This is a genomic window from Amycolatopsis orientalis DSM 43388, from assembly GCF_000411975.1.
Lineage (GTDB): Bacteria > Actinomycetota > Actinomycetes > Mycobacteriales > Pseudonocardiaceae > Amycolatopsis > Amycolatopsis orientalis_D.
In genome coordinates this window covers 1-16,420 of record NZ_ASXG01000183.1, presented here as the reverse complement: position 1 = coordinate 16,420, position 16,420 = coordinate 1, and the positions used below count along the sequence as shown (strand labels likewise).

Below are 16,420 nucleotides of genomic sequence, written 5' to 3'. Positions count from 1 at the left end.
GCCTGACTGCGCCGATGGTACTGCAACCGAAGGGTTGTGGGAGAGTAGGACACCGCCGAACTTGCTTCAGGTCTGGGCCCCGGTCCGAGAACCCCTTCTGGTGGTTCTCCCGGGGCCCAGACTCGTTTCACGGGCCCGGAACCCCCGCCACGGGGGACCGGGCCCTCGTCATATCCCAAGATCCCGCCTCGAGGCACCGTGAGACACGGCAACCGCCGCGGACGCGGACGGGCTCGACGCAGCTCGAGCAGAACTTAACCAGCAGCGCCGGCACCTGAGAGGCGATGCGAGGGGAACGTCGTCCGGCGCGCCAGAGGTGAGGCGCGGCCGCCGGGTGAGCAAACGCGCGAGGCAACGAGGTGCAGCCTCAGCGCGGACCGGGCCGGGATGTGATGCGTCACGGCCGCGGTGAGGGCCGGGCGGGCGCGAGGCAATAGGCCCCAGCCACAGCGCAGCACGGACTATGCGCGGCGATGGGCTCAGCCACAGTGCGGGATGGACCGCGTGCGGCTATCGGGTACAGCCGAAGCGTGGGATGGGAGATATGTGGCGATCAGTCTCAGGCGCAGTGCGGAATGGTTACGGCGCGACGATCGGCATAGCAGGAGGACGGAATGGGCTATGCGCGGCGATGGGGCCGAGCCGTAACCACGGGATGCGCCACGTGAGGTGACGGGGTTCAGTCACCACACGGGCAGGAAGCGTGAGGTGACGGGGCTCAGTCACGGCGCGGGACGGCGCGGGTGAGGTGATGGGCTTGAGCCGCAACGCTGGACGGGACCGTGAGGCGGCGAGCTGCTGTCGCAGCAACAGGCCGGGCAGAGGCGAAGACGCCCAGCCCAGACCGCGGTCTCGTACGCGGAGTGCTCTGCGGTAATGAGATGCAGTCAGCAGCACTGGAACAGCGGTCAGCGGGCAGATTTCGTCTCCACGCACCACGCACCACGCACCACGCACCACGCACCACGCACCACGCACCAGGGCAACCGGCATCAGTCCCGCAGCCGCCTATTCTGTTCCAGGCAACGAAAAAGGGTGCCGGAGCGCGAAGCTCCGGCACCCTTCCCTGTCGAACCGTTCCGCCGAATCCAGCCTCAAACCTGGTCTCAGCCTTGGCCGGCTGGCCTTACTTCAGGGCCGAGCCCTTCTGCCAGTCGGTCCAGGACTTGGACCAGTCGCCGTACAGGTCCCACACCGGGAGCTGCGGGCCACCCGAGTTGGTGACCTCTACGACGTCTCCGAGGCCGAAGTTGTTGAAGAACCACTCCGCGTTGGCGGCGTTCAGGTTGATGCAGCCGTGCGAGACGTTCGAGTTGCCCTGTTGCCCGACACTGTTCGGGTTCTCGTGGACGAACTCGCCGTCGTTCGAGATGCGTTCGGAGAACTTCTCGTTCGAGCGGTACGCCTTCGGGTCCGGCGGGCAGACGCCGTACGTGCAGGAGTCCATGATGTAGTTCGCCTGCTTGTCCGAGATGACGTGCGGGCCGAGGTGGGTGGGAGTCGCGTCCTTGCCCATCGAGATCGGCATCGACTTCACCATCGAACCGTTGTGGAAGATCTGCATCTGCTCGCTGTTGCCGTCGGCTTTCGCGATCCACGAATCGTGCACCTTGTACGTTTCGGTGCGATCGTCCGCTCCGTAGACGCCATTTCCGAAATCGACGCCGTAAATCTTAGCGGTGACCGTCAGCGTGGTGCCCGGCTTCCAGTATTCCTTCGGCCGGTAGTGGACGTTCTTGTCGTCCATCCAGTACCAGCTGCCGTCCTGCTTCGGCGACGACTCGACCGTCAGCGCCTTCTCCACGGCGGCCTTGTTCTTCACCGCGACGCCGAAGCTGAACACGATCGGCTGCCCCACGCCGACGCCGGTGCTCTTCACTGCGTTCGGGGCCGGGATCAGGTTCGCGTTCGCCTGCTTCTTCGGCGACAGCGTGGTCACCTGGCCTTGCTGTTCGACGGATTTCCCGTCCGCGCCTTGGGCATGCGCCTTCACCTGGTAGGTGCCGCCGTAGCCGAGGACCTCGGTGGTCGTCCAGCTGAGCTTGTCCGGAGAGAATTCGCCCGCGACGGTTTTGCCTTTGGAACTCGTGACCGTGACGTCCGTGAGCTTCCCGTTCGCCGCCTTCACGACGATCGGCGTGCTCGGGCTGATCCCGGACGCGTTGGCCGGTTCGATCGACACCGAAGCCGGTGTCGCGGTCTGGCTCGACCCGCCCGGACCACCAGGCGTGCCGGCGTCGCTGCCGCCGTCCCCGGAGGAACAGGCGGAAAGCAGCAAGGTCGCCGCGAGAATTCCGGCGACCGGAAAAAATGTCTTCTTCGGGAACATTATGTCTCTTTTGTGAGGGTCCAGGACCGGCAGGTTCAACTGCAAAACTACGCGATCGGAAAGACGCCCCGACCGGCGGATCGGTGCATTGGGGTGACGCGGATCACGATCGCGATTCCGCCGGACCGGATCAGGGGCGCAGCAATCCGGGCGCTCCGTACAGGCCGGGCCCGTCGACGGTCAGTTCTTTCAGGTAGTCCCGGGCGGACTGGTACGCCTGCGACGCCAGATCGTCGGTGCGCGAGAAGTCCAGCGGGCTCACCCGGACCGGAGCCGGGCCGGGCAGGTAGACGACCGGCACTGACCGGGCGGCGACCGGCGCTTCCAGGACGGCCTGGTTGCGCATGCTGATCATCGCGGTGAACATCAGCACCTCGGCGAACGTCCGGGGCGCGCCGGGCATTTTGCCGGGAAACGCGCAGTCCAGGACGACCAGCGATTTCGCGCCCATGCGCAACGCCTGGCGCATCGGGACGTTCGCGACCAGGCCGCCGTCGTAGAGGAGGCGGTCTTCGTGCGGCACCGGCGGGTAGATGCCGGGGATCGCGCAGCTCGCCAGGAGCGGTGCCTGCAGCGGGCCGGAGGTGAGCAGGACCGGCTCGGCGGTGTCGACGTCGGTGGTGACGACGCCCAGCGGCATCGCCAGGTCCTCGAACCGGCGGCCGGCGCCGAGGTGGTCGTCGATGATCTTGGCGAGGCCGGTGTTCGGGAACAGGTGGGTTTTGCTGTGCCGGAGCGTCCGGACCTGGCTGAACACGCCGCCCGGGAAGGCCTCGGCTTTCGTCATGTGCGCCCAGATGTCGCGGAGCCGCTGGAGCCGGTCGTCGCCGGCCAGGGAGAGCACCGCGGCGTTCAGCGAGCCGACGGATGTCCCGACCGCCAGGTCCGGCGTGATGCCCGCTTCGTCGAGGGCCTGCAGCATCCCCACCTGAAGCGCGCCGAGGCTGCCGCCCCCGCCGAGGACGAACGCGACCGGCTTCGGGAGGTCTAGTGCCTGCATACGGTCGAATCTAATCAGCCGGACGGTTCCCGGGCGGGTGACTTCGGGTGAGTTAGGTCGCTGGGTCAGTCTCCGGTACGGGCGGGCTCTTCCGGCGATTCGGCGGGGCCGGACACGCCCAGCGCCTTGCGTTTCTTCAGGCGCAGCAAGAAAAACACGAGCACCCCGACCACCAGCGCGGCCACCACGAGGAATCCGGTGTTCATCGCGCTCTCGACCTGCTTGGCCGCCTCGCCCAGCGCCGCGCCGAGGCTGATGTGCACCAGCGACCAGCAGAGCGCCCCGGCGGTGGTCGCGGGAAGGAATTTGCGGAACGGCAGATTCGACGTTCCCGCGGCGGCCGGCGTCAGGGTGCGCAGCACGGGCAGGAATCGCGCGAAGAACACCGCCCACGCGCCGCGGCGTTCGAGGACGCCGGTGGCCTTGTCCCAGGCGTCCAGGCCGTATTTGCGGATGAGCTTCGTGTCCCGAAGCCTCGGCCCGAACTTCCGGCCGAGGGCGTAGCCGATCGAATCGCCCAGCGCCGCGCAGACGGTCACCACCGCCCACAGCGTCAGGAAGCGGGGCACGGACGTCGCCGTGGTCGCCGCGATCAGCAGGCCCGACTCGCCCGGGGCGATGAAGCCGAGACCGATCGTGCACTCGGCCAGCACGAGCCCGCCTGCCGCCGCGACGAGACCCGGTTGGGGGAGTGCCTGCAACCAGTCGAGGATGTCCGTTACTAAAGCCACACCATCACTTTACTGATTCTTGGGAATTGAGGGCCACGTTCAGGGGACCCGGAGACGACTGAGGGGTCCCGGTGCGTAACCGGGACCCCTCAGCGAAAACGGCTTCAGCGGGACAGCAGGCTGCTGGCTTCTTGTGCCGCCGGTCCTTCGGCGGCGAGGTGGGCGAGGTTCTCCGGCAATTCCTCGCCCCGGTGGGCCTTGGTCTGCGCGTACAACCGGCCCGCGCGATACGACGACCGCACCAACGGCCCCGCCATCACACCCGGGAACCCGATCGCCTCCGCGGTTTTCGCGTGCTCCACGAACTCCTCCGGCTTGACCCACCGGTCCACCGGATGATGCCGCGGCGACGGACGCAAGTACTGAGTGATCGTGATGATCTCGCACCCCGCGTCGAACAGGTCCCGCAACGCGACCCCGACCTCCTCGGGAGTCTCGCCCATCCCCAGGATCAGGTTCGACTTCGTCACCAACCCCGCCGCACGCGCCTGCGTCAGCACATCCAGCGACCGCGCATACCGGAACCCGGGACGGATCCGCTTGAAAATCCGCGGCACCGTCTCCACATTGTGCGCCAGCACCTCCGGACGCGACCCGAACACCTCCGCCAGCTGCTCCGGCTCCGCATTGAAATCCGGAATCAGCAACTCCACACCCGTGCCCGGGTTCAACGCGTGAATCTGCCGCACCGTCTCCGCATACAGCCACGCACCGCCGTCGGCGAGATCGTCCCGGGCGACACCGGTGATCGTCGAATACCGCAACCCCATCGCCTGCACGCTCTCGGCGACCTTCCGCGGCTCCGTCCGATCCAACGCGGCAGGCTTGCCCGTGTCGATCTGACAGAAATCACACCGCCGCGTGCACTGGTCACCGCCGATCAAGAACGTCGCCTCGCGGTCCTCCCAGCACTCGTAAATGTTGGGACAACCCGCCTCTTCACACACCGTGTGCAGGCCTTCGCGGCGCACCAGGCCCTTGAGTTCAGTGAACTCCGGACCCATCCGCACCCGCGTCTTGATCCACGACGGCTTCTTCTCGATCGGCGTCTCACTGTTGCGCACCTCAAGCCGCAACAACTTCCGCCCCTCCGGTGCAGCACTCACGGGCTCCACCCTACGCCCGGGAAAAGGGCCTCAGCTCGGATCGGGAGTGATGCCGGTCAGCTCGGCGGTCAGCTCCCACAATCTGGTCCCGGCCTCCGGATTCCGGGCCGGGCCGAGGGTGCGCACCTTCGCCGGGCGGCCGCGGACGGCGAAAGCCGGTCCGAGGTAGTCGCCGCCTTGGACGTCCGGGGCGGTCGCGGCGTACAGCTGCGGCAGCGCGCCCTGCTCGACGCGTTGGGCCAGCAGCATTCCGCCGAGCTTGCCGATTTCCCGGAGCGCGGTGCGGAGCACGGGATTCCGGTACGAGCTGGCCATGTTCGTGGTCAGGCCGGTCGCGCTGTAGCCGGGGTGGGCGAGCACGCTGAGCACCGTGGAACCCGCCGCGCGGAGGCGTCGGTCCAGTTCGATGCCGAAGGTCTGATTCGCCAGTTTCGCTTGCCCGTACGCGGCTGCCGCGCGGTATGGGCGGCGTTCGGCGTTCGGGTCGTCCAAGTGCAGGTGCGCGCCGACGGCGGCGACACTGGACAGCGTGACGACGCGGCCCGCGGGGGCGCCGCGCAGGGCGGGCATCAGCAGCCACGTCAGCGCGGCGTGTCCGAGGTGGTTCGTGCCGAATTGCAGCTCGAAACCGTCGGCGGTGCGGCCTTGTGCGGTGGCCATCACGCCGGCGTTGTTCATCAGCACGTCCAGCGCGTCGCCGGTGAGTTCGCGCACCTTGGCGGCGGCTTCGCGGACGGACGCCAGATCGGCGAGGTCCAGCTGGACGAGTTCGGGTTTGGCGCCGGAAGCCGCGGCGCGGACCCGCTCGAGCGCGGTCTCGCCGCGTTCCGGCGAGCGGCAGCCGAGCAGCACGCGCGCGCCGTGCGCGGCGAGGACTTCCGCCGAACGCAGGCCGAGTCCGGAATTCGCTCCGGTGATCAGGACGGTCCGGCCGCTCTGGTCGGGCATCCGGGCCTCGGTCCAGCGTTCGTTCATCGGGTCAGCTAACTACACGTCACGCACTCGGCGCGAGCAGGCGCATCAGATGCCCGACCGGGCCGCGCTTGCGGACCGGGGCGGCATCGCCGGCGCGGATCAGCGCGTCGAGCGTCCGCCCGACCTTGACGATCTCGTCGGCGGGTTCGTCCGGTTCGGCGAGGCCCGCGGTGAGCGCCAGCATGTGCAGTTCGGTGCGGTGCAGCGGTTCCAGCGCCGGGCAGCGCTCGAGCGCGCCGTCCAGCACCGCCCGGAGGTCTTCGTAGTCGTGCTGTGCCTGCCGCCACGCACGGGTGACCGCGTCCACCTGGTCGCCGGGCAAGTCCGCCTCGTCGGGGTCGGCGAACTCGGCGCGCAGGTAGCCGCTCAGCAGCTGCGTCCACTTGTACTGCAGGGCCAGCAACAGGTTCTCTTCGGTGCCGAACTCTTCGGCGGCACCCGGGATTTCGGCCAGCGACAGCGGTGCTTGCGGTGCACGCCGCGCCTGGCGGACAGCGGCATCGAGGATCTCTCGCCGCCGGTAGAAGTCGGTCCAGCTCATGGTGTGGCTCCCCTTCCGTGACCCGGGTCATACTGCCGGTCTGCGGCATACTCCCGGTACGGACCTGACGCAGCCAACATACCACGGGTATGGTCCGGCGACCCCCGGCGTAAGGTTGTGAGCGTGCCGACAATGAGGTCCCGACGACTCGACTACTCCGAGTCGACCCGATCCGCCCTGGTCGACAGCGCGGTCGAACTGTTCACGAAACGCGGATACGCGGGCACCTCGCTCGACGAGGTGGCCAAGCGCGCCCGCGTCACGAAAGGCGCGCTGTACCACCATTTCAGCGGGAAGCAGGCACTCTTCGAGGCCGCGTTCGAACAGGTGGAGAGCCTGGTCTACGACCGGCTGCACAAGATCATGACCGGCGAGGGCGAGCCGTGGGAGCGCGCGATGAGCGGGCTGCAGGCGTTCATCCGCAGTTGCCTCGACCCGTCGTATCAGCGGATCGCCATCCACGAGGGACCGGTCGTGATGGGCTGGGAACGCTGGCGCGAGGCCGAGGAGCAGTCGAGCTTCGGGCTCGTGCGATCCGGGCTCCAACTGCTCGTCGACGCGGGCGAGGTGGAGCCGGTGCCGGTCGACCTCACCGCGCGGCTGCTGTTCGGAGCGCTGTCGAGCGCGGCCACCGAGATCGCCGGCGCGGCCGACCCGAAGAAGGTCGGGGCCGAGATCGAGGACGTCATCACGCGGATGCTGTCCCGGCTGCGCCGTCCGGCCGGAGAGCAGGAGCGGCCCGCCGCGGGCTGACCGATCCGCCGATAGGCTGGCGGACATGGACTTGAGGATCTTCACCGAACCCCAGCAGGGGGCGAGCTACGACGACCTGCTGCGGGTCGCGCGGACCACCGAAGCCGCGGGATACGACGCGTTCTTCCGCAGCGACCACTACCTCAAGATGGGCAGCGCGGACGGCCTTCCCGGGCCGACCGACGCGTGGATCACCCTCGCCGGCCTCGCCCGCGAGACCGAACGGGTCCGGCTCGGCACGCTCGTCACCGCGGCCACCTTCCGCCATCCCGGCCCGCTCGCGATCTCCGTCGCGCAGGTGGACCAGATGTCCGGCGGGCGCGTGGAATTCGGCCTCGGCACCGGCTGGTACGACGACGAGCACACCGCCTACGGCCTCACCCTGCCGCCGCTCAAGGAGCGTTTCGACCGCTACGCCGAGCAGCTCGCGGTGATCACCGGCCTGTGGAAGACGCCGGTGGGGGAGAAGTTCTCCTACTCCGGCGAGTACTACACGCTCGCCGACTCGCCCGCGCTGCCGAAGCCCGCGCAGTCGCCCGCGCCGCCGGTGATCATCGGCGGCGGCGGCAAGAAGCGCACCCCGGCGCTGGCCGCGCAGTACGCCGACGAGTTCAACCTGCCGTTCGTCGACGCGGACACCGCGCTCGCGCAGTTCCAGCGCGTCGACGCGGCGGCGGAGGCGATCGGCCGCGACCCCAAGGAAATCCTGCGTTCGGTCGCGCTCGTGCTCGCGGCCGGCCGGGACGAGGCCGAGGTCGCGCGCCGGGCCGCCGCGATCGGGCGCGAGGTGGACGAACTGCGCGCCAACGGGCTGGCCGGAACCGCGGCGGAGATCGTGGACCGGATCGGGCAGTGGCGGGAGAAGACCGGGATCACCCGGCTGTACCTGCAGGTGCTCGACCTCTCCGACCTCGACCACATCGAGTTCGTGGCGTCGGAGGTTGCTCCGCAGCTGGATTGACGGGGCCGCGGTGGGCCCGGTGCGGTGGGGCACCCCGAAGCTGATTGTGACTACGGGTCGAGGGTGCTTGTCAAGGCGGGAAAGATGCCTTGACAAGCACCCTCGACCCGTGTTTTTGGCTTCGTATCGGGGTGCAGGGTGGGGGCTGGCGCCCTGGTGCGTGGGTCTGGCCGCCTGTCGTCGTGGACGGGCCGCTCAGTTCTGCAGGGCGAAGGTGACGCCGGGGGCCTTCGGGGCTTCCGGGCGCGGCAGCCAGCGGTCGTCGCTCACCGGGAGTTCGCCTTCGAGGGCGGCGAGCACCAGTTCCTTCGCGACCGGCAGCACCTCGGAAACCGGGACGTCGCGCTGCAGTTCCCAGGACAGCGACGTGGTGCCCGCGTCGCGGATGCCGCACGGCACGATGTTGTCGAACGCGGCCAGGTCGGCGTTGCAGTTCAGCTCGAACCCGTGCATCGTCACGCCGCGCTGGACGCGGATGCCGATCGCGGCGATCTTGCGTTCGATGCCGCGGTCGTCGGCCGGGATCCACACGCCGCTGCGGCCCTCGACGCGGCCGCTGCGCACGCCGAACCGGTCGCACACCGCGATCAGCGCCTCTTCCAGGCGGCGCACGTAGTGCATGACGTCGATCGGGTCGGCGAGCTTCAGGATCGGGTAGCCGACCAGCTGGCCGGGGCCGTGCCAGGTGATCTTGCCGCCGCGGTCGACGTCGATCACCGGGGTGCCGTCGGCGGGCCGGTCCTCGGGTTCGGTGCGCTTGCCCGCGGTGTAGACCGACGGGTGCTCCAGCAGCAGCATCGTGTCCGGCCCGGTTTCGTCCGCCCGCGCGGCGAGGATCTCCCGCTGCAGGTCCCAGGCCTCGGTGTAGTCGATCGTCCCGATCTCGCGCACGACGAGGGGAGCGGTGGCGATCCGGCAGCTTGCGCTCGAAGAACTCACCCGTCGAGGCTACGCCTTTCGCGCGCCGGGAAGGGAATCAGCCGGAGTGCGGTCGCTGACACCAGGCCCACGCCGAGCACCGCGAGCACAGCCCCGACCGTGTCGGTGACCCAGTGCACGCCGAGCACGATCCGGCAGGCCGCGGCCAGCACGGTCGCGACGGCGGAGACCCAGATCGCCCACCGCACGAACCGCGGCCGGAGCCAGGCGCAGAGCAGGACCGCGACCAGGCTGGTCGCCGCCACGGAAACGACGTGGCCGCTGGGATAGCTCAGATCCGGATACACGCGCGGGCGCTGCCGCTGGAACACCGGTTTGAACGCCAGGCTCGTCAGCCGGCACAGCACCAGCACGGCGGCGAGCCGTACGCACAGGGAAAACCGCGACCGGTCCCGCAGCACGATCGCCAGCAGCACCACGCCGAGCACATACGGCAGCACGGGGCCGAGGACGTTCGTCACCACGCCCGCGATCTCGCCGGCCGGGCGCGCGTCCTGCCCGCGCAACGCCGTGGCGACCTCGAGGTCGAGCTGCAGCGGCTGCCGGTCCACCAGCAAGCCGAGCCAGAGGAACGCGGCGAACAGCACGACGCCAGTGACGATCCATCGGACGCGCGGCATCGTCACGTCGCCGCGGCGAGCGCGCTGTCGACGGTACGGTGCCGGAATTCGTACCCGCTCGCCTCCAGCTTCCGCGGCACCGCGCGCTGCCCGAACAACGCCATCTCTTCGGCGGCCTGGCCGAGGGCGATCTTCATCGCGATCCCCGGCACCCACCACGGCGCGGGCCGGTGCACGGCGTGGCCGAGGGCGCGGGTGAACTCGGCGTTGGTGACCGGGATCGGGCCGGTGAGGTTGACCGGTCCGGACAGCGAATCGTGCTCCAGGATGTGCAGGAGGGCGCCGATCTCGTCCTCCAGCGCGATCCACGGCATGAACTGGCTGCCGTCGCCGAGCCGTCCGCCGAGCGCGAAGCGGAACAGCGGGCGCAGCACGTCGAGCAGGCCGCCGCGGCGGGCCAGGACGAGACCGGTGCGCACCGACACCACTCGGGCGTTCGCCGCCGCGGCGGTCGCGTTCTCCCACTCGACGCACATCTCGGCGAGAAAACCGTTGCCAGCCTTGGTGTTCTCATCGACCACAGTGGACCCGGTGTTGCCGTAGTAGCCCACCGCGGAAGCGTTCACCAGCACTCCGATGCCGTGCTCCGCCACCGCTTCGGCGAGCACTTCGGTCGGCTCCACGCGGCTGTCGAGCAGCTGCTGCTTGCGCATTCCGCTCCAGCGCCCGGGCAGCAGGGGCGCGCCACACAGGTTCACCACCGCGTCGATGCCGTCGAACGCGCCGTCGTCGATCCGGCCCGACGGCGGGTCCCAGCCGCTCTCGTCCTCCGCCCGCGCGGTGCGCCGCACCAGCCGGCGCACTTCGTGCCCGGATTCGCGCAGCCGTCCGGTCAATGCGGTGCCGAGGAAACCGCCGGAGCCCGCGATGAGTACCCGCATGCCTCTGATCGTGTCCTATCGGCCCGGCTCGCGCACACCCGGGCGGAGCTGACCGGCGACGTCCGAGGCGGCGGTCAGCAGCACCAGCGCGGGAATCGCGGCGGACGGCTTGAGCCGGTAGCTGCCGCGCCGGTCCTGCTCGACGAGTCCGGCCGCGGTGAGCGCCTTGAGGTGGTGGTAGAGCCGGCCCGGCGAGCTGAGTTCGGCGGCTTCCTGCAGCGCCGCGCCGGTTTGCGCACCGTCGCGGGCGAGCAGCCGGACGAGCGCGATCCGGTCCGGGTTCGCCAGCGCGGCCAGCACCTCGGCGCGCGGCCCGTCCGGCAGGGACAGCACCGCCGGGGTCGCCAGTCGGATTTCCCAGCGCAGCTCGGGATCGGTCAATTCACCCTGATAGCCGACCATCCCCCGCGGACTGTCCGGAACGGGCTCGGATGGCCGCCCCTCCAGTGCGGCCATCCGGCGTTCGAGCGCCGCGACGCGCTCAGCGAGGTCTTCGGTCATGCGGGTCAGTGTCCCAGCGCACGCTCCAGAGCCGCGAAGGTGTCCGGGAGGTACAGCGCGTCGACGCACAGCCGCATCAGCACCGGGGCGTGCTGCAGATCCTGTTGAGTGGAGTTCTTCAGGAAGATCGTGCTGGTGCCGGGACGGCGGTCCGGCCAGAGCACGTCGAAGCCGAGCACGAGGTAACCAGGAAGGTTTCCGCCCTTGTACAGCAAGGCTTTGGAGCCAGGCGGTCGTTTCGCCGCGAGTGGCGTGCCGAGGATCTGCTGCGCGAGGACGGCCGCACGGTCGCGGCTCGTGGCGATCTCGTGGTGCAACCCGAACAGTTGCGCGGCGCTGCCGTGGCCGGTCGTCGCGGACCACGCCGTGATCGCCTCGGTGGAGGGCGGTTTTTCAGCGGCCCGGGGGAGCACTTGGGCGCGGAATGACGGGTCGCATGCGAACCGGTTCGACAGCGCGTCTCCCGCCGCGCGACGCACCACAGCCGGGCTGCCCGGCGGCGGGCAGTACTCGGGGAAGAGCAGCAGCAAGACCTCGCCGCCGAACATCCGGACGTCTGGTCGCGACCAGCCGCCGCGCGCCGCAGCCGCCCGCAGCGCCCCGTCGCCGAGCCGGGCGCGCAGGTAGTCGGCGGCGGCGTTGTCGCTGAAGAAGATCATCGTTTCGGCGATGTTCCGCAGCGGCACGCGTCGCTCCGGGTCCTTCGCGACGCCGTGCTCGTCGCACGGGATACCCAGGTAGGTCAACGCGTTCAGATGGCTGCCCGCACCGACCGGGCCGTCGCCGACATACGGATGCCGGGCATCCCAATCCCCGACGCGTACCTGTTCGGCCGGATCGAGCCGTCCTTGTGCGACCGCGGTGGTGTAGGCGAGCAGATGCACCGCCTTGATCGCGGACGCGATGGTGAGCGAGCGGTCCGGGAGATGGCCGAACCGGCGGCCGGTGCCGTCGGAGAACACCGCCGAAACGTCGGCCCGGTGCGCGGCGAGCCGGGCGAGCCAGCCGTCGGGAGTGGATTGGCCCGGGGGAGCGGCCAGCGCGAGCGAGGGCGTGACGAACGTGGCGGCCCCCGCTGCTGCGACCGACGTGAGCAAGCTTCGTCGAGTGAGCATGCCGAAGACCATACTCCGGTATTCCGGAGTTTCGGATTAGCCGAAGGTCGGAAACGGCGAAGGCCCCGCACCCGGACCGGGTGCGGGGCCTTCGGCCGAGGAGTTACCGGATCAAAGCCCCAGTTCGTCCTCGAAGTTGCCCTCTTCCAGCCGCTGCTTGATCGTCGTCAGGAAGCGGCCGGCGTCGGCGCCGTCGACCAGGCGGTGGTCGTAGGTCAGCGGCAGGTACGCCATCGAGCGGACCGCGATGGTGTCGTTGCCGTCGGCGTCGCTCACCACGACCGGGCGCTTCACCACGGCGCCGGTGCCGAGCATGCCGGACTGCGGCTGCACGATGATCGGCGTGTCGAACAGGGCCCCGTTGGAGCCGATGTTCGTGATGGTGAAGGTGCCGCCGGTCAGCTCGTCCGGCTTGATCTGGTTGGCCCGGGCCCGCGCCGCCAGGTCGGCGATGCGGTGCGCGAGACCGGCGAGGCTCAGCTCGCCCGCGTCGTGGATCACGACCGAGAGCAGGCCGCGCTCGGTGTCCACCGCGATGCCCAGGTGCACGGCGCCGTGGTAGGTGATCTCCTTCGTGTCCTCGTTGTAGGACGCGTTGACGTTCGGGTGCTGCTTGAGCGCCTCGACCGTCGCCTTGGCGAAGAACGGCAGGAACGTGAGGTTGACGCCCTCGCGCTCCTTGAACGCCGCCTTCGCGCGCTGGCGCAGCTTGGCGATCTTGGTGACGTCCACCTCGTGCACCTGCGTGAGCTGCGCGGAAACCTGCAGCGACTCGCGGGTCTTGGTGGCGGTGATCTGCCGGATCCGGCTCGCCTTCTGCACGGTGCCGCGCAGCGCGGCGACCTCCGGCGAGACCGCGGCACGCGGCGCCGACGGAGCGGCGGCGGCCGGAGCGGCCGGAGCCGACGCGGCGGGGGCCGGAGCCGGCGCCGCCTTCTGCTTGGCCTCGGCCGCGGCCAGCACGTCCTGCTTGCGGATGCGGCCGCCGACTCCGCTGCCGGTCAGCGACGCGAGGTCGATGCCGTGCTCGGAGGCGAGCTTGCGCACCAGCGGCGTGACGTACGGGCCGTCCGCGGAGCCGTTGTCCGCCGGGGCCTGCGCGGCCGGAGCGGGCTTGCTCTCCTGCGCCGGAGCCGCCGGAGCCGGGGCCGCAGCGGCGGGCGCGGGGGCCGGGGCCGCCGGGGCCGGGGCGGGCTTGCTCTCCTGGACCGGGGCCGGAGCCGGCTCGGGTTCCGGAGCGGGCTTGCTTTCCTGCGCCGGAGCGGCGGCCGGGGCGGCCCCCGCGTCGCCGATCACCGCGAGCACTCCGCCGACCTCGACGGTCTCGTCCTCGCCCGCGCGGATCTCCAGCACGGTGCCGGCGACCGGCGACGGGACCTCGGTGTCGACCTTGTCGGTGGAGATCTCGAGCAGCGGCTCGTCGACCTCGACGGTCTCGCCGACCTGCTTCAGCCAGCGGGTCACAGTGCCCTCGGTGACGCTCTCGCCCAGCTCGGGCAGCTTCACCTCGGTGCCCGAACCGCCCGCGGCCGGAGCGGTGTCCGGCTGCGACGGCGCGGATTCCGCCGGCGCGGAGGACTGCGCCGCGGCCGGGGCTTCCTGCTGCTGCGGGGCGGGCTCCGGCTCGGCCTGCTGGGCCGGAGCGGAGGACTCGGGCACGCCGCCGGTGCCGTCGTCGATCACCGCCAGCTCGCCGCCGACCTCGACGGTGTCGTCTTCCTTGGCGCTGATCTTCACGACCGTGCCGGCCACCGGCGACGGTACTTCGGTGTCGACCTTGTCGGTCGAGATCTCGAGCAACGGCTCGTCGACCTCGACGGTGTCGCCCTCCTGCTTCAACCACCGGGTGACGGTTCCCTCGGTGACGCTCTCGCCGAGCTCCGGCAGCGTGACGGAGTAGGCCATTGTTCGCTGGCTCCCTTGATCGCTAAGACGTGGTCTGGATTGTGCTGGTTGCGCGTCAGCTGTGCACGTGCAGCGGCTTGCCCGCGAGGGCGAGGAACGCTTCGCCGAGTGCCTCGGTCTGCGTGGGGTGCGCGTGGATCAGCGGGGCGACGTCCTCCGGGAACGCCTCCCAGCTGTAGATCAGCTGCGCTTCGCCGATCAGCTCGCCGACCCGGTCGCCGACCATGTGCACGCCGACGACGGGGCCGTCCGGCGCCTTCACCAGCTTCACGCCGCCGGAGGTCTTGAGGATCTGGCTCTTGCCGTTGCCGCCGAGGTCGTAGGTGAACGTGGTGACGTCCGAGCCGTACTTCTCCTTGGCCTGGGACTCGGTGAGCCCGACCGAGGCGACCTCGGGGTGCGAGTAGGTGACGCGCGGGATGCCGCGCTCGTCGATGGCGCGCGGGTTCAGCCCGGCGATCTCCTCGGCCACGAAGATGCCCTGCTGGAAGCCGCGGTGCGCGAGCTGCAGGCCCGGCACGATGTCGCCGACCGCGTAGACGTTCGGCAGATTGGTGCGCAGCCGGTCGTCGGTGAGCACGAAGCCGCGGTCGATCTTGACGCCCGCCTCCTCGTAGCCGTGGCCCGCCGAGTTCGGGCCGCGGCCGACGGCGACCAGCAGCAGGTCGGCCTCCAGCGTCTCGCCGGACTCCAGCGACACGCTGACGCCGTTGTCGTCCTGCTTCGCGCCGGTGAACTTCACGCCGGTCTTGAAGGCGATCTTGCGGCGGCGGAACGCGCGCTCGAGCTGCTTGGAGGCGAACTCGTCCTCGTTCGGGACCAGCCGCGGGAGCGCCTCGACGACGGTGACGTCCACCCCGAAGGAAGCCCACACGCTGGCGAACTCCACGCCGATCACGCCGCCGCCGAGCACGACGACCTTCTTCGGCACGTAGTCCAGCGTCAGCGCCTGCTCGCTCGCGATGATGCGGCCGCCGAGCTCGAGGCCGGGCAGGGTGCGCGAGTACGAACCGGTGGCGAGGATGACGTTCTTGCCGGTGTAGCGCGTGCCGTCGACCTCGACGGTGGTGCCGCCGAGGAACCGGCCGGTGCCCTCGACGAGGTTCACCTTGTGCGCCTTGGCCAGGCCCTGGAGGCCCTTGTACAGCCGGGAGACGATCCCGTCCTTGTACTTGTTCACCCCCGCGATGTCGATGCCCTCGAACACGGCCTTGACGCCGAAGGTCTCGGCGTCGCGGGCCTCGTCGGCGACCTCGGCGGCGTGCAGCAGGGCCTTGGTCGGGATGCAGCCCCGGTGGAGGCAGGTCCCGCCCAGCTTGTCCTTCTCGATCAGCGTGACGGAAAGGCCCAGCTCGGCCGCGCGGAAGGCCGCGGCGTAGCCGCCCGATCCGCCTCCCAGGATCACGAGGTCGGCGGAGGTGTCGCTCACTTCAATAACTCCTCGGCAGCGATAGGGGTGGAGCTTCGGTCGCCGCGGCACCCGGTATAACCGCGCGCGCGACAACCGCCATCTTGTCACTACGCCGATCGGCGTTGCGACCTAGCCGGGCCAAGGCGGCGCTGCGACACCGGCCACACACGCGCCCGGGAATAATGAAGTCCGGACTCTCGCCGGAAGAAAGGTGGTCGAAGTGGGGATCTTCGACTCGTTGCGCCGCCGCGGCAGACGCGGCCCGGCCGCTGGAGCGGGCCGCTCCGGCGGCTCGGCCGACACCCGCTACCTCGAAGAATGGGCGGCCGCGCGGCGCGGCGTGGAAGCCTACGTCGAACCGCCGACCACGGTGACCGGCGCCACTGTGGTGCTGGTCGCGCACGACGGCGAATGGACCCGCCGCCGCATCGGGAGCCTCGCCGCGGCGCAGAAGTTCGGGCACAAGCACACGATTCCGGTGTACGAGGCCGCGCGCGTCGGCTACCCGAAGCGCATGCGCGAGTACACCGAGCGGCAGAAGCGTCGTCCTGGCGGTTGAGGTCGGTGGGTGCTGTCGGCGGGGCGGCTCGTCGCCTGGCGGCGACATTGCGCCCTCAGGCCGGCGTGGGGCACCCCGAAGCTTGATTGTGCT

16 protein-coding genes are annotated in these 16,420 nt (G+C 70.0%); 3 read left to right on the top strand and 13 right to left on the bottom strand.

Annotation, left to right across the window (positions count from 1 at the left end; genetic code table 11):
- Positions 1 to 1,126: 1,126 nt before the first annotated feature.
- The 6 genes from L942_RS38245 to L942_RS38220 all read right to left on the bottom strand — a co-directional run bounded on the left by L942_RS38245 (position 1,127) and on the right by L942_RS38220 (position 6,682).
- A complete protein-coding gene (locus L942_RS38245; protein WP_037369759.1) occupies positions 1,127 to 2,329 on the bottom strand; it encodes a L,D-transpeptidase in 1,203 nt (400 codons plus the stop codon).
- A gap of 130 nt (positions 2,330 to 2,459) precedes the next feature.
- Positions 2,460 to 3,329 carry a patatin-like phospholipase family protein gene (locus L942_RS38240; RefSeq protein WP_037369756.1) on the bottom strand — a complete coding sequence of 290 codons (870 nt, stop codon included), beginning with the start codon at positions 3,327 to 3,329 and terminating at the stop codon, positions 2,460 to 2,462.
- 65 nt (positions 3,330 to 3,394) lie between these two features.
- A complete protein-coding gene (locus L942_RS38235; RefSeq protein ID WP_037369754.1) occupies positions 3,395 to 4,060 on the bottom strand; it encodes a DedA family protein in 666 nt (221 codons plus the stop codon).
- Positions 4,061 to 4,164: 104 nt separating this feature from the next.
- Complete coding sequence (gene lipA, locus L942_RS38230; RefSeq protein WP_037369752.1) at positions 4,165 to 5,166, bottom strand: lipoyl synthase; 1,002 nt, start codon at positions 5,164 to 5,166, stop codon at positions 4,165 to 4,167.
- A gap of 30 nt (positions 5,167 to 5,196) precedes the next feature.
- Entirely contained in the window at positions 5,197 to 6,141 is a 945-nt protein-coding gene (locus L942_RS38225; protein ID WP_037369750.1) for an oxidoreductase, read from the bottom strand.
- Between the two features lie 19 nt (positions 6,142 to 6,160).
- Positions 6,161 to 6,682: a hypothetical protein gene (locus L942_RS38220; protein ID WP_037369748.1), complete on the bottom strand. Its 522-nt coding sequence runs from the start codon at positions 6,680 to 6,682 to the stop codon at positions 6,161 to 6,163.
- A gap of 132 nt (positions 6,683 to 6,814) precedes the next feature.
- On the opposite strand from L942_RS38220, the gene L942_RS38215 reads away from it, so the two are divergent.
- Positions 6,815 to 7,435, top strand: coding sequence for a TetR/AcrR family transcriptional regulator (locus tag L942_RS38215; RefSeq protein WP_037369746.1), 621 nt, complete (start codon positions 6,815 to 6,817; stop codon positions 7,433 to 7,435).
- A gap of 25 nt (positions 7,436 to 7,460) precedes the next feature.
- Entirely contained in the window at positions 7,461 to 8,396 is a 936-nt protein-coding gene (locus L942_RS38210; RefSeq protein ID WP_037369744.1) for an LLM class F420-dependent oxidoreductase, read from the top strand.
- Positions 8,397 to 8,591: 195 nt separating this feature from the next.
- On the opposite strand, the gene lipB is transcribed toward L942_RS38210, so the two are convergent.
- From lipB to lpdA, 7 genes are all read right to left on the bottom strand, one after another.
- Positions 8,592 to 9,335 carry a lipoyl(octanoyl) transferase LipB gene (gene lipB / locus L942_RS38205; protein ID WP_037369741.1) on the bottom strand — a complete coding sequence of 248 codons (744 nt, stop codon included), beginning with the start codon at positions 9,333 to 9,335 and terminating at the stop codon, positions 8,592 to 8,594.
- On the bottom strand, positions 9,332 to 9,961 hold the full coding sequence (locus L942_RS38200; protein WP_037369739.1) for a phosphatase PAP2 family protein: 630 nt from the start codon (positions 9,959 to 9,961) through the stop codon (positions 9,332 to 9,334). Before L942_RS38200 ends, lipB begins: the two co-directional genes overlap by 4 nt.
- Positions 9,958 to 10,836 carry a TIGR01777 family oxidoreductase gene (locus tag L942_RS38195; RefSeq protein WP_037369737.1) on the bottom strand — a complete coding sequence of 293 codons (879 nt, stop codon included), beginning with the start codon at positions 10,834 to 10,836 and terminating at the stop codon, positions 9,958 to 9,960. The genes L942_RS38200 and L942_RS38195 overlap by 4 nt, the downstream gene beginning before the upstream one ends.
- 15 nt (positions 10,837 to 10,851) lie before the next feature.
- Complete coding sequence (locus tag L942_RS38190; RefSeq protein WP_037369735.1) at positions 10,852 to 11,337, bottom strand: ArsR/SmtB family transcription factor; 486 nt, start codon at positions 11,335 to 11,337, stop codon at positions 10,852 to 10,854.
- Between the two features lie 5 nt (positions 11,338 to 11,342).
- On the bottom strand, positions 11,343 to 12,452 hold the full coding sequence (locus L942_RS38185) for a serine hydrolase (protein WP_037369762.1): 1,110 nt from the start codon (positions 12,450 to 12,452) through the stop codon (positions 11,343 to 11,345).
- Positions 12,453 to 12,563: 111 nt separating this feature from the next.
- Positions 12,564 to 14,357, bottom strand: a complete 1,794-nt coding sequence (sucB, locus tag L942_RS38180; RefSeq protein ID WP_037369733.1) for a 2-oxoglutarate dehydrogenase, E2 component, dihydrolipoamide succinyltransferase — start codon at positions 14,355 to 14,357, stop codon at positions 12,564 to 12,566.
- Positions 14,358 to 14,412: 55 nt separating this feature from the next.
- Positions 14,413 to 15,786: a dihydrolipoyl dehydrogenase gene (lpdA, locus tag L942_RS38175; RefSeq protein ID WP_037369731.1), complete on the bottom strand. Its 1,374-nt coding sequence runs from the start codon at positions 15,784 to 15,786 to the stop codon at positions 14,413 to 14,415.
- A gap of 193 nt (positions 15,787 to 15,979) precedes the next feature.
- Between lpdA and L942_RS38170 the strand changes: the two genes are divergently transcribed.
- Complete coding sequence (locus L942_RS38170) at positions 15,980 to 16,327, top strand: hypothetical protein (RefSeq protein ID WP_037369729.1); 348 nt, start codon at positions 15,980 to 15,982, stop codon at positions 16,325 to 16,327.
- Positions 16,328 to 16,420 lie beyond the last annotated feature (93 nt).